Source organism: Cryobacterium sp., assembly GCF_026786305.1.
Lineage (GTDB): Bacteria > Actinomycetota > Actinomycetes > Actinomycetales > Microbacteriaceae > Cryobacterium.
In genome coordinates this window covers 1-24,984 of record NZ_JAJAYI010000065.1, presented here as the reverse complement: position 1 = coordinate 24,984, position 24,984 = coordinate 1, and the positions used below count along the sequence as shown (strand labels likewise).

The following is a 24,984-nucleotide window of genomic DNA, read 5'->3' as shown; positions in this document are numbered from 1 at the left end:
GTGCCGGGGCGGCGGTCGCTGAGGTCGCCGGCCGCAACCTCAAGAAGGTCGTTCTCGAACTGGGCGGATCAGACCCGTTCATCCTGCTTAGCACCGACAACCTCGAGGAAGCCGTCGATGCGGCCGTCGCCGCTCGCCTGGACAATTCCGGCCAGGCCTGCAACGCAGCCAAGCGCTTCATCGTGATCGATGGCCTGTTCGACGCATTCGTGGAACTCTTCACAGCGAAGTTCGGCGGCAATCTGCCCGCAGACCCCACGTCGGCGGAGACGACGCTGGGCCCGCTCTCGTCGCTCGGCGCTGCTGAGAAACTCGAGGAGCAGCTCCAGCGCGCCGAGACGCAGGGGGCGACGGTTGTCCTGCACGGGCGCCGCGACGGCGCCTTCTTCTCCCCGTCGGTGCTCACCGGTGTATCCCCTCAGAGTGACGCCTACCGGGAAGAGTTCTTCGGCCCTGTGGCGGCCATCTACCGCGTGGAGAGCGAGGCCGAGGCGGTGCAGGTGGCCAACGACATCCCCTATGGCCTGGGTTCTTACCTCTTCACGACGGATGCGGAGCAGGCCCTGCGCGTCGCCGATCTGATCGAGGCTGGGATGGTCTTCATCAACGGCTCGCTCCTTGATAGCCCGGAGCTTCCCTTTGGCGGCGTGAAGAGGTCCGGCTTCGGCCGCGAGCTGGGACGCTTCGGCATCGCGGAGTTCGCCAACAAGAAGCTCATTCGCATCCTCAAGTAATTCGGGTTGGCGCGCCAATCGGCTACGCCATTGGCGCGCCAACCGTCTACGTCAGAATGCGGCGTCCGTCACGGCGAACGCGGAGTCCGCGGTTGCGGAACGCCGACTGCTGTCTGTCGGCTCCCGTTCTCGGGTGCGAAAGCAGCTCGAGCAGCCCGGTGACGCGGGGCCCGTCTTGGAACCGTCCAGCGGTTCTTCGACGCGGGGGAGAGGTCGAGCTGGGCGTCGGCGCCGGCGTCGGCTTCGGTGGTACCTGCCGCGCCCATCAGGCGACGGACGCGTCGGCCGATTCTGGCTTTTAGGAAAATCTCAAATCTGTGGTCCAGACACTTCGTCCCGCGAGACATAGGGTGCACGGTCAGAGGTTCCGTGGTGCCCAATCCTGAGACGTCAGGCTGTGCTCGGGAGTACGATCATGGGCATTCGCGCACTTCGAGGACAGGGTGGTCTCATGACGGACAGGATTGCCGACATCTGGGGGGAACGCACCCCCTTCAGCCGCGGTGAACATTGGCCGGTGCGGGTGGATCAGAAACTCGCCGACGGCATCGCAGAGGGAGACGTCGACCGGTGGGTGCAGTCCGCCTGCGTGCTGTGCAGCAACGGCTGTGCGTGCGATATCGCCGTCAAGGACGACCGGATGGTCGGGATTCGGGGTCGTGCCGTTGACCGGGTGAACCACGGTCGGTTGGGCCCGAAGGGTCTGTTCGGGAGTATCCCCGGAATGACGAGCCAGGAGCGCCTCATGCGTCCCATGATCCGTATCGCAGGTGAGTTGGTCGAGACGGACTGGGACACGGCCATGTCTCGCATCGTGGAACGCAGCAAAACGCTGCTTGCGGGGAAGGGCCCTCTCAGTCACGGCTTCTACACCAGCGGGCAACTCTTCCTGGAGGAGTATTACGCGCTGGCCGTCCTCGGGAAGGCCGGCATCGGGACACCGCACATGGATGGGAATACGCGCCTGTGTACAGCGACGGCGGCGGCGGCTATGAAGGAAACCTTCGGGTCTGACGGGCAGCCGGGCAGTTACCTCGACATCGACGACTGTGATGCCGTGTTCTTGTACGGACACAACATGGCCGAAACTCAAACCGTGCTCTGGTCCCGAATTCTTGACCGGATCGCCGGCCCGGACCGGCCGTTCATCGTCTGCGTGGACCCGCGCCTGACGGAGGTCGCCAAGGTCGCTGATGTGCACCTGCCGGTGCGGCCCGGCACGAATCAAGCCCTCATGAACGGGCTCATCCGGGAACTGTTCGTCAATGGATGGATTGACGAGGCCTGGGTGCAGGAGCACGCGGTCGGAGTCGACGAACTTCGTGCAGTCGTTGACCCGTGGACTCCGGAGAAAGTGGCGGAGACGTGCGGCGTCGACGCGGCCGACGTCCGCCACGCGGCACGGATCTTCGGCGAATCCGAGCGGGTTCTCTCGACGATTTTGCAGGGTTTCTACCAGTCCGCCCAGGCGACGGCGGCGTCGTGTCAGGTGAACAACATGCACCTCTTGCGAGGGATGATCGGCAAGCCCGGTGCCGGGATCCTGCAGATGAATGGGCAGCCGACCGCGCAGAACAACCGGGAATGCGGAGCCGACGGTGACCTCCCCGGGTTCCGCAACTGGGAGAACCCGGAGCACGTGAAGCAACTCGCGGAGTTGTGGGGAGTCGACGTCGACATGATCCCGCACTGGGCACCGCCGACCCATGCGATGCAGATCTTCCGCTATGTCGAGCAGGGCAGTATCGAGTTTCTCTGGGTGTCGGCGACGAATCCGGCGGTATCGATGCCGCAGCTGGAACGCATCCGCGAAATCCTCGATCGGGACAGTGTCTTTCTCGTCGTCCAAGACCTCTACCTCACCGAAACCGCCCAATATGCCGACGTGGTTCTCCCGGCCGCCGGCTGGGGGGAGAAAACGGGAACGTTCACGAATGTCAACCGGATAGTGCACCTGTCGGACAAGGCGGTGGAACCACCCGGTAATGCACGCTCGGACCTGGACATCTTCCTCGATTACGCCCGGCGGATGGGTTTCACGAAAAACGACGGCTCGCCGCTGCTTGGTTGGGATGGACCGGAGGACGCCTACCGGGCTTGGCAGGAATGCTCCCGGGGAAGGCCGTGCGATTACACCGGCATCAGCTACGACAAGCTCCGCGGCGGCAGCGGGATCCCGTGGCCCTGCAATGACGAGAACCCGGACGGCGTGACACGGCTGTACGGCGACGGTGTCTTCCCGACCGAACCTGATTGCTGCGAGAGTTTCGGCCACGATCTCCTCACAGGCGCCAGCGTCGGCGAGCAGGCGTTCCGCGCCTTGGAGACCCATGGGAAGGCGGTCTTCAAGTGCGCAGATTATGCGCCGCCGCACGAGGAGCCGAGCAGCGATTACCCCTACCGTTACACCACCGGCCGCACCGCCTACCATTTCCATACGCGCACCAAGACCGCCAGATCGTGGCCGTTGAACCGGGCAGCACCAACGGCGTGGGTCGAGGTGTCGCGCACTGACGCTGAGACGCTTGGCCTTGTGGAGGGGGACATCGCCCGCGTCACGTCGCCGCGCGGCGAGATCGTTGTCCCAGTGCGTGTTGGAGACGTGCGTGAGGGGACTGTGTTCGCCCCGTTCCATTACGGCTACTTCGACGCCTCCACGCAGGTGTCGAACGGGCGCCTGTCGGCGGCGAACGAACTGACGATCACGGAGTGGGATCCGGTCTCGAAGCAGCCGTTGTTCAAAAACGCGGCCGTGCGGATCGAGAAAGTAGCCGACGCGGTCGGCCCGTCAGAGGCGCCCACAACAACGGCGTCTCGGCCTTTCACCCCCGGTACTGTACCTCCGACCGTTGGGGGTGCTGACGGGGAGGCGTCCAGCGTCGTGGACCGGGACGCCTGGACGGCGGACCGGGCGGAGGCGCTGTCATGATGTTGCCGGTTTATTTGGGGCTCTTGGAGAAGGCGGAGCGGGCGTTGGCGTCGTCGTATCGGCAGGTCGCAGAAGGGCACGGTGCGGAGCCGGACATCTACCATCTCTGTCAAACCCTGGCGAAGCAATGCGATCAGCACGAACAGGCCCTGGCAACCGTCATCGAACGGTATGGGGAGCGACCCGACGACGAGCCGGAACGGTTGCATGCGGAGGAGATGTCGGAGACACGATCTGGCCCGCTGGGGCTTCTCCGCGACCTACAGGATCTCTACCTTCTGGCGAATCTGGTCGATGTGACATGGATGATGATCAAGCAGGCAGCCCTGGGGCTGCGTGATGAACAGCTCATCCAGGTGGTGTCCGAGTGCGAGAGCCAGGTGAAAGTGCAGCTCGGTTGGCTGACGACCCGGATGAAACAAGCCGCGCCCCAAGCGTTGATCGTCGCCCAATGATTCAGCTGACTGGTCACGGCCCTCTGGAGGAGGCGCAGCAGCGTCGTGGGGGCGGCGCCGTGTATGCGGCGGTGCTCGCGGTTCTGACCCTCGCCATGACCGGGGTCGTGGGGCTTCTCCTCAAGCAGCCGTGGTTGTTCCCCAGCCTGGGTCCCACGGTGATGCTCTTCTTCGAATCACCAAAGCAGCCCGCGTCCCGGCCCCTGAACACGATCGTTGGACACCTCGTTGGTATCGCTGCCGGCCTCGTCTGCTACACCGGTTTGGGCCTGTCCGGGCATCCGTCGGCGCCGGTGGGTGGCCTCACCGTGTCCTACGTCATAGCGGGCGCGCTGGCTGTGGGGATCACGACGGCGGCATTGAGCCTTCTGAAGTTGCCTCACCCCCCGGCGGGGGCATCGACGTTGATCGTAGCCCTGGGCATCTTGCACACCCCCGCACAGTTGCTCTCCATGGTGGGCGCGGTCCTACTCATCACAGGAGCCGGATGGGCGTTCAACCGGCTCCTCCTCGGAAAACAGCAGTGACAAGGCATCACCGGCGCGACGAGGAAGAGCGCCCTCGATGACCGGTCACACGGCGGCGGTGGGCACCGCGAAAGTCCAGCGGAGTTGTCTGCGCGCTCGCCCGGGCATTCCGGTTACCCGACATGAATGAATGTGGCCTGGGGACTGCCTCAGGAGCCCTTGCTGGAACTCGTCGAAGAAGTTTTACGGCGAGACAACCTCCTAAAACACTGTGCTCCGTGTCATTGCGCCGCCAGAACGTTGCCGAAATCACTCAGCCGTTGGTTGCGCAAGACGCCTGCCGGAAATGATCGTTCCTGGGGGTTCAAGCGGTTCAGATGGCCAGCCAGTTTCATCTTCGGACGTCGTTCACACTGACAACCGTCACGGGAGAACCTGCATGGAGGTTCGGGTGCACGTGTCGACTGGGATACCCACCTGATAACTGGCGGCACCTCCATCGGCGTTGTGGAGTTCAGCGCTTTGTGGCGGTGTGCTGTGATTGCTCCGTGTCGCTCGTTACCGATCGCGACGATGCTCGCGTTCACCCGCGGTACACGAGATCATCAGCCGGGTCGTCGGCCGATGAACTGGATGAGTGTCGATCTCAACTCGTACGGGATTCCATCGCGTTCCTCAGAGACGTGATTCGCGCCGATGTCGGCGTATTCGACGATCCATGACGAGAAGACTTCATCAAGCATGGTGCGCACCTCCTTGGAGTCGAGCTCGAATTCAACGAGCGCCCTCCGAACAGTTCCGTCCGCGAGCTCCTCGATCCGGTCTGCAAAAATGCCCAGGGCAATCAGACCGCTTGGTGCGGTGGCCGCAGCACACCGGGAGAGCAGGCCGCGCATGGCCGTAGCGCTGCTTACATGTTCCACCGCAGAGAAACCCACGATGAGACCCACCGCCATGCTGACGTCGAACTCGAACTCCTCAAGATCGCGCACGATCGGCGTCACCGAGTCGGAAACACCCGCCTCGGCACAATTGACTTCGAGGCGGCGAATCGCTGAAGGAATCACATCGACAGCAACAACACGAGACCCGGCAGCAAGTCCCCGAGCCATGGGGATCGTGTGACGGCCAATGCCGGCGCCCAGGTCAAATGCCAGGATTGGGCCGACACCGCCGGACAGGTCTATGGCCTTCAAGACCAATCGATCCGGCCCCAAAAGCCACGAACCGGCGGTCCCTAACGGCGTCGACGCGTAAAGATCTTCGTGATATCGAAGAGTTTCGGCCCGACCCCCGGCGAACACCGAATCGGTAACGAGATCTTGCGTGGGATGAACCGGCAAATCGACCATGAGTCAATGGTATCGAGAGCGCAACAAGCTCTTACGACAGGCCCCTCGGGTGCCTTGGCGTTGATCTGTCAGCCGTACGGCTGGGCGCAGCAACACAACACTGCGCCGGATGGGCATGACGAGGTCGACGAGGAAGACCCGACCAGCGCCGACATCTTGCACGGCTTCATCGAGAAGCTCGAGCAGTACACCTGGATGGTGAGCGCTGAGAACCGCACAACAGTGAAAGCCCACTGCCAAGGACTCCACCCGCCGGGTGGGTGAGGCCTAGCCAGACGACCGGGCACCTGGCCGAATCGGGCACCCGGCGTGACGAATGACGAGCCCGTCTCGGCTGACTACGGCCACGCCGCATCGGGGAATCGACAACGGACGAATGGAAGGAGCGACTTTTTTTTGATGCGTTCGCGCCTCCAGTTGAGCTCCACGAAGAGGACCAGTTTTACTGGGCAGCGTCTGGCCTGCCGGGCTGAACCTGGGCCATTCGCCTGAGCAGGCCGGGCCACCCGGCTTCACGGCGTAAGGGCGACCGTGATGCCCCCTTCTTCTTCTGGAACAGGGGGAACGGACACGCCGGCCGTGAACTCGATCCGAGATCCTCGCCTGTAGTTGTTCTGACGCCAGCGCGCAGATCTCCGACAGCTCATCCATGGTGATGATCCCTCGTGCAGCGCGGGCTTCAGATTGATCTAGAGCCACCGTGGGTATGTCTTTCTGCGAGGAACCTTCATCCGTTCGCACTGACCATTGCACGGCGGCTCACTGCGTCAAAAATCCAACGCTCAAACTCGGGAAATTACACATAGACACTGGATTGAAGGTCCTAGAGACTACTTCGCAGGGTCGTCGTGCCTTGGTGACGGCGTCTGACCACACGATGCCGCAGCGTTCGTCACGAAGCTGTATGACGAGTTCGGCTTCGACACCGTCAATGTCGGACTATAACCGACCATCAACGAAAACACGCCGACAACCCCTGAGGGTTGTCGGCGCGTTGCTGACGGATCGTTAGCGGCCGTTCAGCTAGTCCTGTCGTGCGAGGCGGCGAGTTTGGCGCCGGAGCACGATGAGCACCACGAGGCCACCGAGCAGCAGAACAGAGGCGGTCGAGATGAGGATCGGTGCGGAGCTGAACCCGGTCTCGGCGAGCTCGGGAGCTGCCTTGACGATCGGTGCGGCGGTCGCCGACGGTACCGGCGTGGAGATGAGGGCCGCGGGGATAACATTGTTGGTCAGGCGGGTGGAGCAGTCCACGGTCGCGCCGCCGCCGCCGGCGGAGCCGACACACTGGTTGACCGTGACCGGAAGTGCGGACGTCTCGGTTGAGGCTCCGACGGTGCAGTTCACCCGGTCGGTACCGCCACCACCATTTCCGGATTGGTTGCACTGCACGATGGTGGCTGTGGCGAGATTCGTATTCTGGAGCGGGTCGCAGTCAACGGTCGGCTGTGTGCCACCGCCGGTGCCGGACTCGAAGCACTGGTTCACGGTGGCCGCTGTTGCAGTGAAGGGTCCGGTGATGTTGTTCACGATGTTGACGTTGCAGATGACGTTTGCACCGGCACCGTTACCCGAGCCATTGCACTGCGTGGCAGATGTCGTCAGCGTCGGATAGGTCACTGTCAAGTCTTCACACGTGAGTGTGGGCGGAGCGCCAGCGGAACCGCGGCAAGCTTTCGTCGTGACGGTCGAACTCGTTGTGCCGGCGGTCAGATCGTAGTCGTTGACGATGGTGATGTCGCACACCACTGCCTGACCTCCGACGTTGTCGGTGCCGTTGCACTGGTTGACGGCCGGAGACGACGGCGCAGCCGAGGCAGATGCCAGCGGCGAAGCAGTCAGTGCGAAGCCGACGAGCAGAAGGCCGAGAACGAGTGCGCCCGATCGCTTGAGCAGCGAGGTACGTGAGAAGTTAAAAGCCGATGAAATAGAAATGAGTGGCCCCCTAATTAGGGTCACTCTAACACGGGCGAGGGGCGCCCTCGTAGGTGCACCACGCTCTAATGCCGCGCTCGACCGAGTCGGGTTGGCATGATCGTACGAAAGGGGACCGCTGCAGCAGTCGCCGGATGTCGGCTGACGCGCCGGCGGCCAATGTCGATGACGTGACGTGCTGGTATTTTGGGGCACAGCGAGGCGCCGGGAAGGAACGAGTTGGGCACGAATCTGCTGCGACGATGGGTACCGGGGATCGACACGGCGCTCTCCTACCGGCGCGCCTGGCTGGTGCCGGATCTACGTGCGGGAGTCGTGCTCACGACGCTCCTTATTCCCGTGGGCATCGGCTACGCCGAGGTGGCAGGGCTCCCTCCTGCGGCCGGACTTTACGCCACGATCATTCCGCTTCTTGCCTACGCCGTCTTCGGGCCATCGCGTATCCTCGTCCTCGGCCCCGACTCGGCCCTGGCTCCGATCATTGCCGTGGCCATTCTGCCGCTCGCGTTCGGCGACGACGCGAGGGCCGTGGCCCTGGCCGGCCTGCTCGCGATCATGGTGGGCGTGATACTTCTGCTTGGCGGTATTCTGCGCCTCGGATTTGTGACCGACCTACTCTCCAAGCCCATTCGGGTGGGTTATTTGAACGCACTTGCGCTGCTCGTGATCATGTCGCAGCTGCCGGCACTTCTCGGATTCTCGGTGTCGGCCGATTCCCCGTTCGGCGATGCCGTGGGCATTGTCGACGGGATCGCTCAGGGCGACGTTGATCTGACCGCGATGCTGATCGGTTTCGGAACGCTGGCCGTCATCGTCCTGTTGTCGTGGCTCAAGTCTCGAGTGCCGGGTGTGCTTGCCGCCGTCGTGGGGGCAACGGCCGTGACGGCCATTCTGGGACTGCAGAACGACCTGCCCGTCGTGGGCGCGCTACCGCAGGGAATTCCCGCGCCGGCGCTCGGTGGCCTGGCGTGGGGAGACGTTGGTGCCCTCATCCTGCCCGCCTTGGGAATAGCGCTCATCGCTTTCGCCGATACCGCCGTGATCTCGCGAACGTTTGCCGCGCGACGGGGTGAGAGCGTCGACGGCAGCCAGGAAATGTCTGCCATCGGTGTGTCCAACGTCGCCGGCGGGCTGCTTGGCGGCTTCCCCATTTCTGCCTCCTCCTCACGCACTCCTGTCGCCGAACAGGCCGGGGCGCGTTCGCAACTGACGAACGTGGTTGGGGCGCTGCTCATCGTGGCGTTCATGCTGCTCGCACCGGGCGTTACCGCGTATCTCCCCTCGGCCGCCATCGCCGCGGTGGTGATCGTTGCCGCAGCAGGGCTGGTTGACGTTCGAGGATTCTTCGCACTCGTGAGAATGAACAAGATCGATGCGGCACTCTCGCTGGCGGCCTTCATCGGCGTTCTCGCCGTCGGGGTGATCGAGGGAATCGCGGTGGCGATCATCCTGTCACTCGGAGCCTTCGTTGGCCATGCGTGGCGACCCTACCGAGCTGAGCTCGGCCGTGTGAGCGGTCTGCGTGGTTACCATGATCTCTCCCGGCATCCGGAGGGCGAACGACTGCCCGGCATCGTGATCGTGCGCTTCGACGCCCCACTCTTCTTCGCCAACGGCGGTATCTTCAACGATTACGTGCGGACCACCGTTATCGCGGCCGGTGGCGAGATCCACACCGTTATTCTCGCGGCCGAGCCCATCACCGAGATCGATACGACGGCCGTCGATGAGCTTCTCGAGCTGGACGATTTTCTCGCTTCCCACGGCATCACCCTCATCTTCGCGGAGATGAAAGGACCGGTGAAAGACAAGCTCCATGAGTACGGGTTGAACGGCCGGTTTTCCCCGGAGCGGTTCACGAGTACTGTCGGGGCTGCCGTTGACCAGGTGACCGGAACCCTGCGTGGAGACCTCGACGGCACGGAATGGGACGACGAGCCCTGAACGGAAGCCGCTCCCACACCTCGTTCGAGGGCCGGCGCAGGGTGGCGGCTGCGGCGCGGGCGGCCGTGAAGTAGTGTGCTCGACGGCATCCACTGGCATGCCTGCGCGCTCGAGAGTGCTGGAAACCGATCAGCCGGTCGAGGCCGGTGAGAACAACGTTGCCGTCGAGTGCCACACTCCTACCGGCCCAGCTCGCGGTCGAGTCGTTCCGAATGCGCCCGGAACGCGAGGTAGGCGGCATCCGTTTCGCCGAGCAGATGGCCCAGCTCGGCCACGGCCTCGTCGTCAGTTGATCCCATGTCGGTCTCACACCACCGCTTGATCAGCTCGGCACTGCCGCTCGCCCGCGCCGCGGTGCCCATGGCCGCGTTGAGTTCAAATCGTAGGGATTCGATAGCGGATGCCGCAGAGCGGCTCACGAGCGGGGCGACGTACGTATCGAGCGCCTCCGTGGGCTGACCGTTCCGCAGCTTCTGCAACACGCGGCTCACGTCTGATGTACCGTGCGCGGCATCCGTGAGGCGGTACGGGTTGGAGAGGAGCAGGCCGGGCGCAAGCGTGCGGATACGGTGCATTTCAATGCGGATTGTCGCCGCCGCGCCCGTTTCACCGTGTACCTCGTAGGCCAGCTGTTCCGCGCTCCAACCGCGTTGCCGGGAATCGAGCAGGGCGAGGATCTCGGCGCGGCGCAGCGACAGTGGGGCTCGGCGTCCGTTCGCGAACACCACTGCGGGAGTGTCGCCGAGCAGTTCCAGGGAGATTCCCGTCTGTGCGGCCGGGCTGCGGATAAGGGTCGCCGTCGCCTCGGTGGGCCGGGGGAGGAGCGTCGTCGGGCCGGGAGTCGGCGGCACTCTCGTGCGGCCTCGCAGCAGCTCCTCGGCCAGCCGCACCCCGCACTTGACCATGCGCATACTGTCGGCGGTGATGGTGTCGAGCGGGCCGGACACGTTGAGCACCCCGAGCAGTTCCCCGGTGTGGGGGTTCCGGATGGGCGATGCCGTGCAGGCCCAATCGTGGTGCGTGCGCACCAGGTGCTGGGCTGAGAACAATTGCGCGGAGCGGCCGCTCACGACCACTTCGCTGATGGCATTCGTGCCGATCCCGGCCTCGGACCAGTCAGCTCCCTCCACGAACTCCAGACCCTCGGCCTGCTGCAGCACGGCCGGGCTGCCCACCCGCCACAGAATCTCGCCCTGTGCGTTGGTGAGCACGAGCAGGTGCCGCCCCGACGTCGACTCGTCCGCGAGCAGCTCGCTGAGGGCCGGCATCACGGCGGCCAGGGTGTGCTCGCGGCGCAGGTGCACGATGTCGGCAATGTCGTGCAGGTGCCGCGGCACATGTGTGTCGGGATCGATGCCGCCCGCCAGCGCGCGCTGCCAAGAGGCCCAGAGCCCCGGGTCGACGTTTGGCCGGGCGGCACCGGAAAGAGTCTGGTCGTGTGCGCGGCGCAGCACTTTTGCATATTCGTTCGGCGACGAGAAACGCAGGTCGGGCGGCGCTGACAGCGAACCCACCCGCTTTCCCTGCGACATCCGCTCTCCCTAGGTTGACTCGATGAGCCAGCCGCAGAGAAGTGTAACGCCCTTGTAACCCCCGCGGGTTTCTACTTGACCGTGAGATCACGCCCGAATCAGTATGTGGCCACACTAGTGTGCCGGGCGTGGGAAGACCTCAATCAGCGCACACAAAGGAGTGAAATGCCTGAATCCGGCAATAAATCTGAATCCCCCAATAAAATTGTCGACCGCTGGCTGGTCGCGCTGGATAGCGCGCTGCAGGCTGGTAACGTCGACGCCGCCGTGGCCCTCTTCGAGGAGGACTGCTACTGGCGTGACTTCGTCTCATTCACCTGGAACCTCAAGACCCTCGAGGGCAAAGACGACATTCGCCGCATGCTCGAGGTCCAGCTGGAGCACGTACAACCAAGTGACTGGGCACGCGGTGAGGACGCCACCGGCGACGCCGACGCCACCGAGGCGTGGGTGACCTTCGAGACCGGCCAGGCCCGCGGGTACGCGCACCTGCGGTTGCGAAACGGTCGCTGCTGGACCCTGCTCACAACCATGCAGGAGCTCAAGGGCTTCGAAGAGAAGAAGGGCACGAACCGAGAGAAGGGCGTCAGCCACGAGATCACAAAGGGTCGGAAGTCGTGGCTGGAGACGAAGACCGCCCGGGAGGCCTCGCTCGGCTACGACGAGCAGCCGTACTGCGTCATCGTCGGGGGAGGGCAGGGCGGAATCGGTCTGGCGGCACGGATGCGCCGGCTCGGCGTTCCCACCATCGTGATCGAGAAAAATGCCAGGCCCGGTGACTCGTGGCGAAACCGCTACAAGTCACTCCATCTGCATGACCCGGTCTGGTACGACCACATGCCATACCTGAAGTTTCCGGAGGACTGGCCCGTGTTTCCGTCGAAGGACAAGCTCGGGGACTGGCTGGAGCACTACACGCGCATCATGGAGCTCAACTACTGGTCGAGTACGGAATGCACCAAGGCCACCTTCGATGAGACGCTTCAGGAATGGGTCGTTGAGGTCATGCGCGAGGGCCAGAAGGTCACACTGCGGCCCAAGCAGCTCATCTTCGCCCTGGGTGTCTCCGGCTACCCGAACACGCCGATCTTTGACGGCGCCGAGACCTTCGCCGGTCAGCAGCACCACTCGTCCAAGCACGAGGGTGGGGGCGATTGGGCCGGCAAGAAGGCCGTCGTGATCGGCTCCAACAACTCCGCCCATGACATCTGCGCCGACCTCTGGGAGCACGGAGCCGAGGTGACGATGGTGCAGAGGTCCTCCACACACATCTCCCGCAGCGACGCGATGCTGGATCTCGCCCTGGGCGACCTGTACTCTGAGCGGGCTCTGGCCAACGGCGTGACCACGGAAAAAGCGGACCTACTCTTTGCCTCGCTGCCCTACCGCATCCTGCCAACAGCCCAGATTCCGGTCTATGAGAAGATGGCTGAACGCGACGCCGAATTTTACGCGCAGCTCACGGCGGTCGGCTTCGACCTGGACTTCGGAACCGACGGTTCGGGCCTGTTCCTGAAGTACCTGCGACGCGGCTCCGGCTACTACATCGACGTGGGCGCATCGCAGCTGCTCATTGACGGCCGGGTGAAGGTCAAGTCGGGCCAGCTCGCCCGCATCGACACCCATTCCGTGGTCATGGCCGACGGTTCGGAGTTGGAGGCCGACCTGATCGTCTATGCCACCGGCTTCGGCTCAATGAACGGATGGCTGGCCGACCTGGTATCGCCCGAGGTCGCCGACCAGGTGGGCAGGTGCTGGGGGTACGGCTCCGATACGCCGAAGGATCCGGGCCCGTGGGAGGGGGAGTTGCGTAACATGTGGAAGCCCACCAATGTGGAGCAGCTCTGGATTCACGGCGGTAACCTGCACCAGAGCCGGCACTACTCCAACTATCTGGCCTTGCAGATCAAGGCTCGCATGGAGGGCCTCGACACCCCGGTGTTCGAGTTGCAGCAGTCGCACTTCACTCGATAGGGGCATTGAGCCGCGGCGGTGTTCGACAAATCAGGTCGGACTCCGCCCCGGCTGCATTGCGGTGGCCTCGACGTGCAGACGGCTGGCTAGGTGAGCGCCGGAATGACCGCGCCCGAGAACACCTGCCAGGCCAGCGCGGTCTTGGCGACGAGGCTCAGCGTGATGTAGGCGCGCTCGCCGCGCAGGTAATCGCGCCAGCCGCCGATCTGCTTGTACTGCAAGACCTGGTTGACAGCGAACGTGTTGAAGAACAGAAACAGCGAAATGATGATGCCGTAGACGAAGGCCGGCGGTGAGGCCTCGCTGGTGGAGCCGGGGGCGAAGAAATAGATGAGAATGACGATCCACGGCACCACACCCGCCATACATCCGAAGATGAAGGGCAGAGACCGGCCGTTGCCGGGCGTCTCGTACTTCTCCTGCAGGGCGCCGAACATGATCATGGTGGCGTTGACGGCAAAGATCGAGAACAGTGCCGCGATATCGGTGATGCCGGTGATCTGCGCGATGAGCCAGATCATGATGGATGAGCTGAGTGAGTACTCGACCCAGCGAAAGTAGTTGTGGTTCTTCTTGAGGCCGGCTGCGTAGCGAGGAAAGAACCACGGCGACGAGATGAGAAAGTGAAAGAATGCTGACAGTGCCAGGAAGGCCACGACGCCGACACCCACGTTGATGTCGAACAGGGTGACGCGTTCGGGCGGTATCGCAACGCCGGGAGGCCCGGCGAGGTAGTCGGCGGTGACGGCGAAGGTGACCTGCGTGCTCAGCAGAGTGAGCACGTAGGCGAAGCCGAGGGCCTGCACCAGGTGCAGCGAGCCGGCCACTATGTTGTACGCCCTCAGACGGGAGATCGTCTGCTCAGCGGTGCGGACTTTGCGTGCCATCGGGGACTCCTTCAGAGTGGATGAGGCAGACACTAGCAGGGTCACGGCGCAGCTCCGAGTCCATATCGCCAAGGTCGAAGAACACCAGGGTCTGGACCCGAATCTACGTCGCTGGAGGTCGTGCCATCGTGTTGGACGTGCACTCGACCGCATTCAACAATCGCAATACCCACCGCACCGTGACGCCAGAGACTGGGAAAGCCCTGCGTCTATGGCAGCCAGGGATAATCTTCCTTGCACAAATACCAGAAACCTGTTTCTGTATTCACAGGAGGGGAGTAGTCCCCACGAGGCCCATCGTCAGTACGGTCGCGACATCGCGGCCCGGTGCGGCCTGGGCCCGGTAACGGCTCGACGAGACCTCCAGAGTAAAAAACTCTGGAGGTTTTGATGAACGTTCCACTTTGGGCCTGGCTGACTGTGGTCGGTGTAATTCTGGTCATGCTCGCGGTCGATCTGATCGCTCATCGCACTGCGCATGTGATTGGGGTGCGGGAAGCGGCCGGATGGTCGATTTTCTGGGTACTGTCCGGGGTGAGCTTCGGCGGAATCGTCTGGTGGCTGTACGGCGCTGAGTTCGGCCAACAGTACTTCGCCGGCTTCGTGATCGAGAAGTCACTCGCCGTCGACAATGTGTTCATCTGGGCGATCATCTTCGCCGCGTTTGCTGTTCCGCCGCAATTCCAACACCGAGTTCTGTTCCTGGGAGTGCTCGGCGCCCTGGTGTTCCGCGGAATCTTCATCGCCGCGGGAGCTGCGTTGATCAACAACTTCAGTTGGGTGCTCTACATCTTCGGGGCGTTCCTGGTGTTCACAGGAATCCGGATGCTCCGCCACCGAAATGAGCACTTCAACCCCGAAAAATCGAAGGTTCTCAAGTGGTTCAGAGGCCATGTCCCGATGACGGATGCGTTCTACGGCCAGAGGCTCGTCGTTCGAAAAGCGGGAGTGCTGTTGGCCACACCGCTACTGGCGGTTCTCGTAATGGTGGAGGTGACCGACATCGTCTTCGCTGTGGACTCGATCCCCGCGATATTCGCCGTGACGAATGAGGCGTTTCTGGTCTTCACCGCCAATGCGTTCGCGATCCTGGGACTGAGGGCGATGTACTTCTTGCTCGCTGACCTGATGCACCGCTTCATCTATCTCAAGATAGGCCTGGCTGTGCTGCTGGTGTGGGTGGGGGTCAAGATGCTTCTACTGGAGGTGTTCTATATTCCCACCACGGTGTCCCTGGCGGTCATCGTTGTCATTCTCGCAGTGTCGATCGGTGCCAGTCTCTGGTCGACCCGCGGCCAGTCTCGCCAGATGCTTCAACCCACGCCTGCCGTCTCGTTCCGGATGGCCACCGCCGAGGAACTCGCAGAGGTCGATAAGCGCGGGTCGGCGCGTCCGCTGAGCGCGCGGCGACCGTGAACTCCTCGAACGAACGACCCTGGCGGTGCGCCACTGCTTCTGGTCATCATCTCGATCGTGGTGCCGTGCAGCAAGGGGCCGGGGATACGACGATTGTCGTCTCCCCGGCCCTGAAACCAGCCGACGGAATGCCTATTTGGCGGGCTCGGTGACGGTGCTGCTCTGCAGCGTGACCGCAGTCTGGGCCAGCAGTCGGCCGTTGATCGATGCGCCCGTGTTCATGGCAATCAGGGTCTTGCTCAGGATGGTGCCCTCGAAGTGGGCTGTGGTGCCGAGCGTCACGGAACCCGCGGTCTGCCAGAACACATTCTTGGCCTGAACGCCGCCCGTGAGGGTCACGTTCTTGGCCGGCGCCTCGGAGATGTCGCCGGAGATCTGGAAGATGAAGACGTCGTCCGGGCCACCGGCGAGCTTGACGTCGTTGGAGATGGAAACGTCGGTGCTCCACGTGTAGAGCCCGGGACGGAGCGTGCGCCCACCGATCTCGCCCGCGCCGAGGTTGACGAAGTCGGGGTTCGTGCGACCGGCGGCGTCGGTGTAGGCGATGCCCATGTCACCGACGGCGGTCGTGAGCAGCGTGGCATCCGTTACCTTGCAGGCAGGTCCGGCGGCGTCGACGGAGAAAATCGTGCCGGTCACCTCCGGGCAGGTCAGCAGGATGGCGGCGCCCGTGATTGGGCTCGCCCCGACGTTGCCGGTGACGGCGGATGAGGGGACATCCGTCACGCCGGTCTGCGACAGGATTGCGAACGTGCCGGCAACGCCGAGTGCCACGGGCGCCTGGGGGAGCGGGTCTGCGGCTGCTGCGCCGAAGCCGGCGCTGCCGATTCCGACGACGGCGACGGCCAGTGCGGCGGCCAGGAGGCGTTTGCGCGCGGTGGATAGCTGCTGGAATGTGGTCATGGTGTGTTCCCTCTCAATGGAACCGCAGGATGGGGTCTCGGGCAGGGCCGCAGTGGGTGCGGTCGCCGATGCTGCACATCGGGTTTCTGGGCGCTGGCTGGTTCGCCCCCGGCAGACTTCACCCAAAGAAAGAGAGCCCCCGGTCCCACGAAAAACAGACGTCCACCACGCACGAATTTTGCACGCCCCACGGGACCGGTTCCAACACATCGAATCTGTCTACCCCAACCATAGGGGTACAGTGCCGTCTCCTCGCGCCTTGGAGAGTCACGGTCGTCGGAAATCGAACCTGTTCAGGTCACGTTCACACTCCTTTCTGATTTCATTCATGCGTCGTTCAGGGCCGCTACGGGGCAGCCCCCCGACCGCTTCGCCCACCGTGACTGCTGCACTCGGTGCAGGACTGCAACTATCTCGTTTTCTACGAGGAGGTTCACCTGTAGAGTTTTGTTATTTCCAAATTCTGGCCCACCAGATCGAACGCGCGAGAGCGTTCTTCACGGCCGCGTTCGACCGGTCTTTTTGAGGATTACGGCCAGTTCACCGGTTCTTTCTACTGGGGAATCAAGATCGGCTCCGAAGATGAAAGGGGCGTCGATGGTGGTCTGCTTCAGCGGCCCGTCGAGGCCCCGGCAGCGGAGCAGGGCGGAAACGCGGTTGGCGTGCACCATCTCGTGCCCGCTGACGAAGGCTAATCTGCGCCGTCCCACGACGCGGCCTCGAGAACGACGACCACCGAGTCGCCGCGAACATGACCCGCGGTGACTACACTGACTCGGATGACCGAGCACCCCTTCAATTCTTCAGCATCCGAACCCAACTCCGTGATCGACAGCGAGCCCGACAGCGAGCCCGACACCGTGATCGACTTCGAGGCTGCCAAGTACAGGCTCCGGGCCAGCGGTGTTGACACGCAGGCGCACGACGCGCAGGTGAACGACGCCCAGGTGAACGACACGCAGGTGCACGACGCGCAGTCGAGCGACGCGCGGGCGAACGACGGGCAGGCGAAGGCCGCCGACGCGCACCTGGTGCCCTCCAGAATGCCTCTTCCACTGCTTACTCCGCCCGTCGAGCCGGTGCAATTTACCCTCCAGATAGACATCGTGAACTCCACCCCGCTCATCTGGCGCCGATTGAGTCTGCCGTCGAACGTGCCCCTCGACCGGCTGCACGACGTGCTGCAGGCCGCGTTCGGCTGGACGAACAGCCACCTGCACCAGTTCACGCCCTCCGCCGACCCCCACCGGCACGAATTCGAGGGCATTCTCACCCCGTTCGACCTGGAGGAAGGCGACGAGGGCACGCTCGAGAGCGAACTTCGCCTCGACCAGTTTCTCGCGACAGTGGGCGACACGCTGCGCTACGTCTACGATTTCGGCGACGACTGGGAGCACACGCTCACACTCGAGGCCGTCGAGCCGATCGAGCCGGACGGTACGGCCGTGCCCGCGGTGCGTTGCCTCGACGGCCGGCGCAAGGGGCCGCCGGAAGACGTCGGCGGCATCCGCAACTACGACCACCTGATCGCCGTGGTCACGAGGGCCAGCCTTCCAGAGAGCCGGGAGGTGCTCGACGAAATCTCCGCACTCGACCTGTGGAACTTCAGCGACGAGATCGACCTCGACGCGATCAACCGGGGGCTTCATCGCGCGATGGGCGCCGATCAGGCGTTGGACTGGTTGCGCGCCCATGGCGGAGATTCCTCGCCACTCGCCACCCTCATCGCCGGGGTCGGCGAGGAGGCGCAGCAATACCTCGCCGGCTACCTGGTCGCCGCCCGGGTGAGCGAACCGGTCGAGATCGACGAGGCCGAGGCCGAGAAGGCGACGGCGGTGATCCGCGCGTTGTTGCGGCACGTCGGCGACGGCATCCGTCTCACCGGCGCCGGGTATCTGCCACCCCAAGCCGTCAGCGCCCTGATGGCCGAGCTCGACCCCCAGAGGCAGTGGTACGGCGAGGCGAATCGCGAAGCCCAGACGCAGCCGCTGCTGGCCCTGCGGGAGATGGCGACAGCCCTCGGTCTGGTGCGCAAGTACCGAGGTGTGCTGGTTCCAACCAAGCGCGGAACCCAGTTGCGAACGTCGCCGCTCGGGTTGTGGCACTACTTGGCTGCGCGGCTGCCGCTGGAGCGTAGCCCGCACGGTCACGACGTTGCCCTGCTGCTTCTGATGCTCGTCGCGGCCGACGAGGCGGGAACACGCGAGGTGGTGCGGGATTCGCTGGATCTGCTGAGCGCCACGGTGGGCTGGAGCTTCGGGGGGCGCGGCCGCTACGGAAACGGTGCCGCAATCTATGCCGCGAGCGACACCGACAACGTGCTCGCCTGGGCCGGGTCGGGCACGCTGCTGCAGGGCAGGTCGTACCCGGGCGGACTCGGGTCGGCCGGGGCGACGCTGCTGGCCCGGGCGGCGCTGGCGACCGGGAGCTGACCGGGGTCCACGCAGCCGACCGACCGCGATGCCGCCCTCCCTCAGAGTTCGTCTCGGCGCAGCTCGCCCAGAGGACACCTCCGCGACCCGCTCATCGCGGGATTGGCCAACTTCGCTCGGTCACCACGAGGGAACAAGCCAATGTTCAGGATGCGAAAACGCGACTCTTGCGAGTTGCTGGCGCGGGTCGAACGCGGCGAGGAGTTCATTATCGCGCGCGCGGTGGCAGCCCGGTTGCGCGACTGTCCGCGTTGCGAGCCGCACCCCTGTGGGAGCTGGGCTTTGTGCCCGGTAGCCCGATTTCTGCTTCGTTCTTTGAACCGCTGCCCGCTGAAGATCTTGCCCTGGGAAACGGGTACCGGGCGCGTTCGTGAGCTGTCTGCGAGGCCCTGCGGCTCAGCCCCGAAGCCGGAGGAGTATCGGGCTGGTGGGACTCTTCTGATCGAGTTCGATCACGGCGGCCCGGGATTTCAAGAAGTCAGAAAATTGCCGGTAACCCAGGGTTCGTTCTTGGAACGAGGGATCCATTCGCCGCATCTGCAACTTGAGCGCGGAGGCGTGCTGCCAGTCCTGATCGTTGGTCGCGAGCAGTTCCATGGCCCGAAACAGGAGCGTGGTCGCAGCCTTCCGAGCCTTCGGGCTGCCAGTCGTTCCGACAATCGGGCTCACGGTGGCGGGAGGGAGACTCGCCACGGCTGCAGCGTGTGCAGTCTCGGCCGGTTTCGTTGTCGCGGCCGCGTCAACGGGGATACCGCCGAGCTGACCTGCCACCCCGATGGCAGGCGCTGCAGCGCTCGAGGTGCCCGGCAGGGAATCGTAATCGGCGAACTCGTCGCAGGCGGCAGCGAGCGACCCGCTGGTCGAGCCCGACACGCCAATACCGATGACGTAGCGGCCGAGCTTCTTGCACCGCTGGGCGAGCGGGATGTAGTCCGAATCTCCAGCCACGATGACGATGTGGGTGAGGTCGTCAAGCCGGAACATGTGCTCGACTACGTCGATGGCCAGACGGATGTCGGCACCGTTCTTGAGCGAGGACACGGTCGGGAACAACTGGATCAGGTCTACGGCCCGATCGATGAGTTGCTTCTGGTATCTCGCGTTGACCGTCGCCGACCAGTCCGCGTAGGCCCGGCTGATGACGATCGGACCGAACGACGAGGCGTAGTCGAGAATGGCGCCGACGTCGATCATCGCCCGGTGAATTCGGCCCGTGATCTCGGCGTCTGCTTTCGGGTTTGATGAGACGTGGTTTCGCGCCTTGTCTTTGGCGAACTGGTTCTTGCCGTGCAGTTGGTTGTAGCGGGAGATGACGATGTTGTCGAAGTCAAGATAAACGCCGACTCGTTCTCGGAACTGCTCAGCCATGCGGTGCTCCTCGTTGAACAAAACCAGTGACGAGCCTGCGCAAGTCCCCCTGCGGCTCAGTCTGCTCGCTGTGCTGCCGCGGACGCAACTCCGGTGGGCGACGGCATACACCAGCCCGACTCCGACGCTGCTCCCAAACGATGGTTTGCCACCAGCTGCGGGATCATCAGATCGCAGCTGTCCTCAGGCTGCTCAAAACTGGTGTCCACGAAGCTGTCCGGAATCAAATCTGCCGAAAGCCCGTCGTTTCGGTAGGGGGTTCTGACGCCGTTTTCGGCGCATTAGCGCGCGGCGGCTCCGGTAGCTGTGGATCGCACCCGTAATCGGCGGGGTATCGCAGCGGCGTGCCAATTTCCTAGATGCCCCGCTTGGCCATCCATCGGTAGACGAAGAACGCGACGATCCCCAGCACGATGAGACCACTGAGGGGTCAACTTTCAAACGACGATACGGGGTCAATATTCACCCGACGTTGACACGGTCCAGCCATGACAGACGCTCGGCTGACTTCAGAATGAAATTCGCAGTGGGGGCGTCGATGGAAGCGGACATGCTCACGTTCGCCAGAATGTTAGCCATGTAGGGCAACTTGCGTTCTTCAAAGTTGTTTACCGCGACCATGAGCACCCCCTCAGCGAACTCGTAGCCGTGGGAATGTTCGCCGTCCCAAAATCCATCGTCTCGAATGGAATCGCCCTCAATCTCCATCGCCTTGATGGCCGCGCCAGCCGGTAGGAAGACTGCCCCCACGCGCGCCTCCGGGCAGCGCAATAGCGCGCTACTCGGCTGAGCGGGCGTTCATTACCCGCGGTAGATGGGTGACGCGAGCCGAGTCGTAGCTATAGCTAGGGCAGATCGCCTCGCGTGCTCCATAATGAGCACGTGGGAAGCGAACAACTCGTGTGGTCCGGCCGCGACTGGCGGATGCCGGTATGGCTCTGGGTCGGCTTGGCGACGATGTTCGTCAGCGCGCTACACATCATCATCGACTTCGGCGTCGGCCTGTTCGACCTGCACGGGACGCTGACTCTGACCGAGGCGGCAACGCTTGTCGGCGTTGCGCTCATCCAGCTCTGGTGGGCGATTTCCTTCATGGCGGGCGTTCGAGGCAACGGCAGCGGCGTCGCCAGCGCCGGGATCCTCGGCGCCGGCTGGGCAGCGCTGACCAACGGCTTCCCGATCGTGTACTGCCCGCCCGTGTGCGAAGAGGCGCGGCCGCTGACCGACCTCGGCCACGTCGGCAGCATCGTGTTCGGCATCCTGCTCGCGTTGGTCGCCATCTGGTCGCTGTGGCGCGCCCAGGTGCGGCCGGGCTGGTTCATGCCGACCGTTGCGGCAGCCTTGGTGGTCGGGACTGTCGTGTCGCTGGCGAACACCACGATCACATAGGCGCGCCGACAGCGCCAGATCCGGACGTTCTCAGGGGCATCGACCAGCCCCTGATACGACCGGCTTGGGCTAGCAGGCCCGACGGCTATCTTCTCGGCTCGTACCGCATCGCCACTCTGCCCCGAGCCAAACTCCAGTCGGCTCACGAGCTTCAAGTCGCTATGCACCGATAGCTCCGCGAACAACGTCGGCCCGTGGCCCGCGAACCTGTTCTTCCAACTCGTTGCCGCTCGCTACGAACAAGGCGCGATCCTCGTCACCTCGAACACGCCCTTCGGCCGGTGGGGTGAGATATTCTCCGATGACACCGTTGCCGCCGCCATGCCGACCGGCTCGTCCACCACGCCGAAGTCCTCACGCTAACCGGTGACTCCTACCGCGCCCGATCACGCCGCGAGCTTCTCGCCCGAGCCTGACACGTAGGGGCACACCAGCCGCTGCCCATAACTAGCTCGTCACACCGCACGAAAATCAACACCGAGGGATCAACTTTCAAACGACGATACGGGGTCAATATTCACCCGACGTTGACAGGCATCTATGACCTTTTGACCGGTGACGCCCTTGGTTGGCCGATCACGATATGCAGCCTCCACCTCGGAGGCTTTCTTGTTTTTCGAATCTGGCTAGCTCGGCGCATTCGGCGTTCTAAAGCCGACTCTGCAGCGGGGGAGTGAGCCCAGCCGCCGGGATGGACACACCTAGCCTGGAACTCGCGTTATCGCTGTCCGGCGCATCGAACACCTCAAGTCGGACGCCGTCGACCAGGTCCTCGCCGTCCGATCAAGGAAGGTTCCGGTCCCGTGCGACGGCCGGCGGGGCGCTCTCGACGGTTCAGTACTGGTCCCAGAAGTCAGTGACGAGGGCGGCGAGTTCTGCGGGGCGTTCGAGGGAGGGAAGGGCACGTGATCCCGTGATGACCGCTGTACGGGCATCCTTCATCTCGGAAGTGGTCTGCATGCACTCTTCGGGGCTCCACTCGCCGCGGTCGTCGGTGGCAATCATCAGGGTGGGACAGGTGATGCGTGTGGTGGCCCAGGCGAGGTCGGTCCGGTTGACGACGCCGGAATGGACGGTGTGCGCGATGGCACCCCGGTTGGTCCCGGACATGGGGGCGATGAGCGCATCGACGGCTTGGGGATTGGTGCGCCGCGTCAGATCCGTGAGCATGGCGTCGAGCAGCCCCTGACGGACCGGCCCGCGCATCCCGATGACCCGGTATGCCGGGAGTAGCATTCTCACCTTCCGCCGCACTGACGGACTCGCTGGCTGGACCGGGGTGCTGACCGTGATCAGGCTGCGCACCAGCTCCGGGCGGGTTGCGGCCAGATGCAATCCCACATGGCCACCCCAGGCGCTGCCCAACCAGTCGACGGGAGCTGCGGCCAGCTCCTTCTGAACCTGCGAGACAATCGCAACGGCCCCCTGCACGCAGCGCTCAATGAACTTCGGAACGACGTGATTCAGGTCCCCGCTGGCCCCGAAGGACCACCCATCGACCAAGACCAAGGTGCGTTTCTTGCTGAGGTCGTCGATTACCGGGTCCCAGCTGCGGGAGTCGGTGAACATGCTGTGCCACAGGATCGCAACTTCCGGCGGTCCCGGGACGACCTTGGCGGCGAGTTCACCGAGCTCGGTGGCGATGCGCATTTCTTCAATGTACCGACCGTTCACTGGTTTGACTAGCCTCATAGGCAGCGCCGCTTCGAGTGGTCTATCCGCGCCGAGCGTGCCGTCGAGAATCGCGACCGGCTCGTGGCCGCGGCCCGCGGGCTGTTCATGAGACAGGGCTGGACCGCCACGACGATGACACAGGTCGCTGCCGCTGCGGGACTGGCTCGCCCCACCGTGTACCTCCATTTCGACACCAAGCTCGACCTGCTGATCGCCTGCATCGGCACCGCGCTGTCCGACGTCCCGAACTGGCCTCGCCCCCGTTGAGTGGACACCTCAGAAGAGAGAATGTTCACTATGGCAAAGACCCGTCGGGAGTTCACTCAACGGGGGCAAGGTCACTATCCCGCTTTATTCGAAATGGATAAACCCCACGACCAAGACAAAAACAGTGTTACTGAGCTCTGAGCTCTGAGCTCTGAGCTCCGTTTTTTCAAACGTCCCTTGTCAGAAGAGCCAAAAAATGGCGAGTTCGGCTGCAGCAGTCGAACCCTCCGCCCCTCGTTTGATCAGATCGACCATGCGAACCGGAACCTCTCTGGCAGTTGGTCGGCGTCGGTGGACCCATAGTGATCGAGTTCCCAGCGTCGAACTGCGAGCACGGCCTGGATGATCTGCGGTCCGAGGATGCGCGCAGCGAGTTCGGATGCGGCGAGAGCGTCGAGCGTTGCTCCTAGAGCGGAAGGAAGCAGCACCGTCGCCGAGGCGAGTTGCTGCTCTTCGGTCTGGTCGGCCGGATTCGTGGTCACCTCCGCGGGAAGCACCGTCGATGACCGGATGCCCTCCAGCGCGGCGCCGAGGATGACCGCGGTCGTCAGGTACGGGTTCGACGACGGATCGACAATCTTGACTTCGACGTTGGCGCCTTGCGGATTGCCGCGGGTGGCTTCGAGGAAGCGAACCGCCGCCCCGCGATTCTCCCTACCCCAGCAGGCATACGCGCCCGAAAAGAGCCGGGGTCGCAATCGCGCCCCCGAGAGGATCGATCCGCCCAGAACACCCTGGATACCGGGGAGTGCGGCGATCACCCCGGCGATGGAAGACGCGCCGTCGGCGGTCATACCGTGGGGTCCGTCGCCGCCCGAGAAGAGAGGTTCCCCATTGCGGCTGAATGAGTAATGGACGTGCGCCGCGTTTCCGCCGCCCCCGCTGATCGGGAAGGGAGAGAAAGATACCCGCAAGTCGTGTTTGCGCGCCACCCTCCCGGTGATCAGGCGGGCCAGAACCACCCCGTCGGCCGCCTGAAGTGGTGTGGCCGGTGGCAGCGAGAACTCGACCGTGGAGGCAAAGAACTTGACGTGTAGTTGCTCGAGGGGGATTCCGGCGGCGGCAGTGGCGGAGAGCAATTCGGTGAGGAAGGCCTCGTGGTCGAGTACCGGACCCAGACCATACGGTGTCCAGCCCACGCGGGGGAGCGGGGTTCCGTCCGCGGCGGTGATGGTGAACTCGAGCTCGTGCCCGACGAGCGCCTCGAGCCCGGCTTCCTCGATGTCGCGTTGGATGCGGCGAAGCCGCCCCCGCGGATCGATGGCCAGCGGTACGCCGTTCTGGTCGAAGATCTCCGTTGGAGCCCACGCGAGACCTCCATCGAGG

Annotated in this window: 20 protein-coding genes and 1 pseudogene; 12 read left to right on the top strand and 9 right to left on the bottom strand. The window is 63.9% G+C overall.

The genetic code is table 11. The features are described 5' to 3' along the window. The 4 genes from LH475_RS07330 to LH475_RS07315 form a co-directional block, all read left to right on the top strand. Window positions 1-734: aldehyde dehydrogenase family protein (locus LH475_RS07330; RefSeq protein WP_297413200.1), on the top strand; the 734-nt coding region annotated here is incomplete at its 5' end. Window positions 735-1,185: 451 nt separating this feature from the next. Further along, complete coding sequence (locus LH475_RS07325; RefSeq protein ID WP_297413199.1) at window positions 1,186-3,663, top strand: nitrate reductase; 2,478 nt, start codon at window positions 1,186-1,188, stop codon at window positions 3,661-3,663. Next, a complete protein-coding gene (locus LH475_RS07320; RefSeq protein WP_196845424.1) occupies window positions 3,660-4,118 on the top strand; it encodes a hypothetical protein in 459 nt (152 codons plus the stop codon). Before LH475_RS07325 ends, LH475_RS07320 begins: the two co-directional genes overlap by 4 nt. Then, a complete protein-coding gene (locus LH475_RS07315; protein WP_196845425.1) occupies window positions 4,115-4,645 on the top strand; it encodes an HPP family protein in 531 nt (176 codons plus the stop codon). The genes LH475_RS07320 and LH475_RS07315 overlap by 4 nt, the downstream gene beginning before the upstream one ends. 545 nt (window positions 4,646-5,190) lie before the next feature. Here LH475_RS07315 and LH475_RS07310 read toward each other — a convergent pair. Further along, window positions 5,191-5,937: a class I SAM-dependent methyltransferase gene (locus LH475_RS07310; protein WP_196845426.1), complete on the bottom strand. Its 747-nt coding sequence runs from the start codon at window positions 5,935-5,937 to the stop codon at window positions 5,191-5,193. 6 nt (window positions 5,938-5,943) lie between these two features. Between LH475_RS07310 and LH475_RS07305 the strand changes: the two genes are divergently transcribed. Further along, on the top strand, window positions 5,944-6,201 hold the full coding sequence (locus tag LH475_RS07305) for a hypothetical protein (RefSeq protein ID WP_196845444.1): 258 nt from the start codon (window positions 5,944-5,946) through the stop codon (window positions 6,199-6,201). A gap of 759 nt (window positions 6,202-6,960) precedes the next feature. Here LH475_RS07305 and LH475_RS07300 read toward each other — a convergent pair. Next, window positions 6,961-7,896, bottom strand: coding sequence for a hypothetical protein (locus LH475_RS07300; protein ID WP_196845427.1), 936 nt, complete (start codon window positions 7,894-7,896; stop codon window positions 6,961-6,963). 195 nt (window positions 7,897-8,091) lie between these two features. On the opposite strand from LH475_RS07300, the gene LH475_RS07295 reads away from it, so the two are divergent. Next, window positions 8,092-9,816: a SulP family inorganic anion transporter gene (locus LH475_RS07295; RefSeq protein ID WP_297413198.1), complete on the top strand. Its 1,725-nt coding sequence runs from the start codon at window positions 8,092-8,094 to the stop codon at window positions 9,814-9,816. Window positions 9,817-9,995: 179 nt separating this feature from the next. On the opposite strand, the gene LH475_RS07290 is transcribed toward LH475_RS07295, so the two are convergent. Continuing rightward, window positions 9,996-11,348, bottom strand: a complete 1,353-nt coding sequence (locus LH475_RS07290) for a GAF domain-containing protein (RefSeq protein ID WP_196845428.1) — start codon at window positions 11,346-11,348, stop codon at window positions 9,996-9,998. A 165-nt stretch (window positions 11,349-11,513) separates the two neighbouring features. Between LH475_RS07290 and LH475_RS07285 the strand changes: the two genes are divergently transcribed. Beyond that, entirely contained in the window at window positions 11,514-13,322 is a 1,809-nt protein-coding gene (locus tag LH475_RS07285) for an NAD(P)/FAD-dependent oxidoreductase (RefSeq protein WP_196845429.1), read from the top strand. A gap of 86 nt (window positions 13,323-13,408) precedes the next feature. Here LH475_RS07285 and heR read toward each other — a convergent pair whose 3' ends face one another. Beyond that, window positions 13,409-14,209: a heliorhodopsin HeR gene (gene heR, locus LH475_RS07280; protein WP_196845430.1), complete on the bottom strand. Its 801-nt coding sequence runs from the start codon at window positions 14,207-14,209 to the stop codon at window positions 13,409-13,411. 390 nt (window positions 14,210-14,599) lie between these two features. Here heR and LH475_RS07275 point away from each other — a divergent pair, with 390 nt between their 5' ends. Then, window positions 14,600-15,625 carry a TerC family protein gene (locus LH475_RS07275; protein ID WP_196845431.1) on the top strand — a complete coding sequence of 342 codons (1,026 nt, stop codon included), beginning with the start codon at window positions 14,600-14,602 and terminating at the stop codon, window positions 15,623-15,625. Window positions 15,626-15,757: 132 nt separating this feature from the next. Here LH475_RS07275 and LH475_RS07270 read toward each other — a convergent pair whose 3' ends face one another. Continuing rightward, window positions 15,758-16,528 carry an ice-binding family protein gene (locus tag LH475_RS07270; RefSeq protein ID WP_196845432.1) on the bottom strand — a complete coding sequence of 257 codons (771 nt, stop codon included), beginning with the start codon at window positions 16,526-16,528 and terminating at the stop codon, window positions 15,758-15,760. Between the two features lie 761 nt (window positions 16,529-17,289). Here LH475_RS07270 and LH475_RS07265 point away from each other — a divergent pair. Beyond that, complete coding sequence (locus tag LH475_RS07265) at window positions 17,290-18,960, top strand: plasmid pRiA4b ORF-3 family protein (protein ID WP_297413197.1); 1,671 nt, start codon at window positions 17,290-17,292, stop codon at window positions 18,958-18,960. A gap of 396 nt (window positions 18,961-19,356) precedes the next feature. On the opposite strand, the gene LH475_RS07260 is transcribed toward LH475_RS07265, so the two are convergent. Continuing rightward, window positions 19,357-20,328: an NYN domain-containing protein gene (locus tag LH475_RS07260; RefSeq protein WP_196845434.1), complete on the bottom strand. Its 972-nt coding sequence runs from the start codon at window positions 20,326-20,328 to the stop codon at window positions 19,357-19,359. 462 nt (window positions 20,329-20,790) lie between these two features. Continuing rightward, window positions 20,791-21,078, bottom strand: a complete 288-nt coding sequence (locus tag LH475_RS07255; protein ID WP_196845435.1) for a hypothetical protein — start codon at window positions 21,076-21,078, stop codon at window positions 20,791-20,793. Window positions 21,079-21,210: 132 nt separating this feature from the next. Between LH475_RS07255 and LH475_RS07250 the strand changes: the two genes are divergently transcribed. Both LH475_RS07250 and LH475_RS07245 read left to right on the top strand, forming a co-directional pair. Then, on the top strand, window positions 21,211-21,717 hold the full coding sequence (locus LH475_RS07250) for a hypothetical protein (protein WP_297413196.1): 507 nt from the start codon (window positions 21,211-21,213) through the stop codon (window positions 21,715-21,717). A gap of 201 nt (window positions 21,718-21,918) precedes the next feature. Then, window positions 21,919-22,133: pseudogene (locus tag LH475_RS07245) on the top strand (ATP-binding protein); the annotation flags it as partial. A 418-nt stretch (window positions 22,134-22,551) separates the two neighbouring features. Here LH475_RS07245 and LH475_RS07240 read toward each other — a convergent pair. Further along, complete coding sequence (locus LH475_RS07240; RefSeq protein ID WP_196845437.1) at window positions 22,552-23,367, bottom strand: alpha/beta hydrolase; 816 nt, start codon at window positions 23,365-23,367, stop codon at window positions 22,552-22,554. A gap of 105 nt (window positions 23,368-23,472) precedes the next feature. Here LH475_RS07240 and LH475_RS07235 point away from each other — a divergent pair, with 105 nt between their 5' ends. Then, the gene (locus tag LH475_RS07235) at window positions 23,473-23,658 is read left to right on the top strand and encodes a helix-turn-helix domain-containing protein (protein WP_297413195.1); all 186 of its coding nucleotides are present in this window, start codon (window positions 23,473-23,475) and stop codon (window positions 23,656-23,658) included. A 242-nt stretch (window positions 23,659-23,900) separates the two neighbouring features. Here LH475_RS07235 and LH475_RS07230 read toward each other — a convergent pair. Continuing rightward, window positions 23,901-24,984: glutamine synthetase (locus LH475_RS07230; protein WP_297413194.1), on the bottom strand; the 1,084-nt coding region annotated here is incomplete at its 5' end.

What these genes read in the sequence shown, in the direction of transcription:
- LH475_RS07325 (WP_297413199.1), top strand. Translation starts at nt 1,186, where the DNA reads ATGACGGACAGGATTGCCGACATCTGGGGGGAACGCACCCCCTTCAGC.
- LH475_RS07240 (WP_196845437.1), bottom strand. Translation starts at nt 23,367, where the DNA reads ATGCGCATCGCCACCGAGCTCGGTGAACTCGCCGCCAAGGTCGTCCCG.
- heR (WP_196845430.1), bottom strand. Translation starts at nt 14,209, where the DNA reads ATGGCACGCAAAGTCCGCACCGCTGAGCAGACGATCTCCCGTCTGAGG.
- LH475_RS07270 (WP_196845432.1), bottom strand. Translation starts at nt 16,528, where the DNA reads ATGACCACATTCCAGCAGCTATCCACCGCGCGCAAACGCCTCCTGGCC.
- LH475_RS07285 (WP_196845429.1), top strand. Translation starts at nt 11,514, where the DNA reads ATGCCTGAATCCGGCAATAAATCTGAATCCCCCAATAAAATTGTCGAC.
- LH475_RS07260 (WP_196845434.1), bottom strand. Translation starts at nt 20,328, where the DNA reads ATGGCTGAGCAGTTCCGAGAACGAGTCGGCGTTTATCTTGACTTCGAC.
- LH475_RS07320 (WP_196845424.1), top strand. Translation starts at nt 3,660, where the DNA reads ATGATGTTGCCGGTTTATTTGGGGCTCTTGGAGAAGGCGGAGCGGGCG.
- LH475_RS07290 (WP_196845428.1), bottom strand. Translation starts at nt 11,348, where the DNA reads ATGTCGCAGGGAAAGCGGGTGGGTTCGCTGTCAGCGCCGCCCGACCTG.
- LH475_RS07315 (WP_196845425.1), top strand. Translation starts at nt 4,115, where the DNA reads ATGATTCAGCTGACTGGTCACGGCCCTCTGGAGGAGGCGCAGCAGCGT.
- LH475_RS07275 (WP_196845431.1), top strand. Translation starts at nt 14,600, where the DNA reads ATGAACGTTCCACTTTGGGCCTGGCTGACTGTGGTCGGTGTAATTCTG.
- LH475_RS07310 (WP_196845426.1), bottom strand. Translation starts at nt 5,937, where the DNA reads ATGGTCGATTTGCCGGTTCATCCCACGCAAGATCTCGTTACCGATTCG.
- LH475_RS07305 (WP_196845444.1), top strand. Translation starts at nt 5,944, where the DNA reads ATGGTATCGAGAGCGCAACAAGCTCTTACGACAGGCCCCTCGGGTGCC.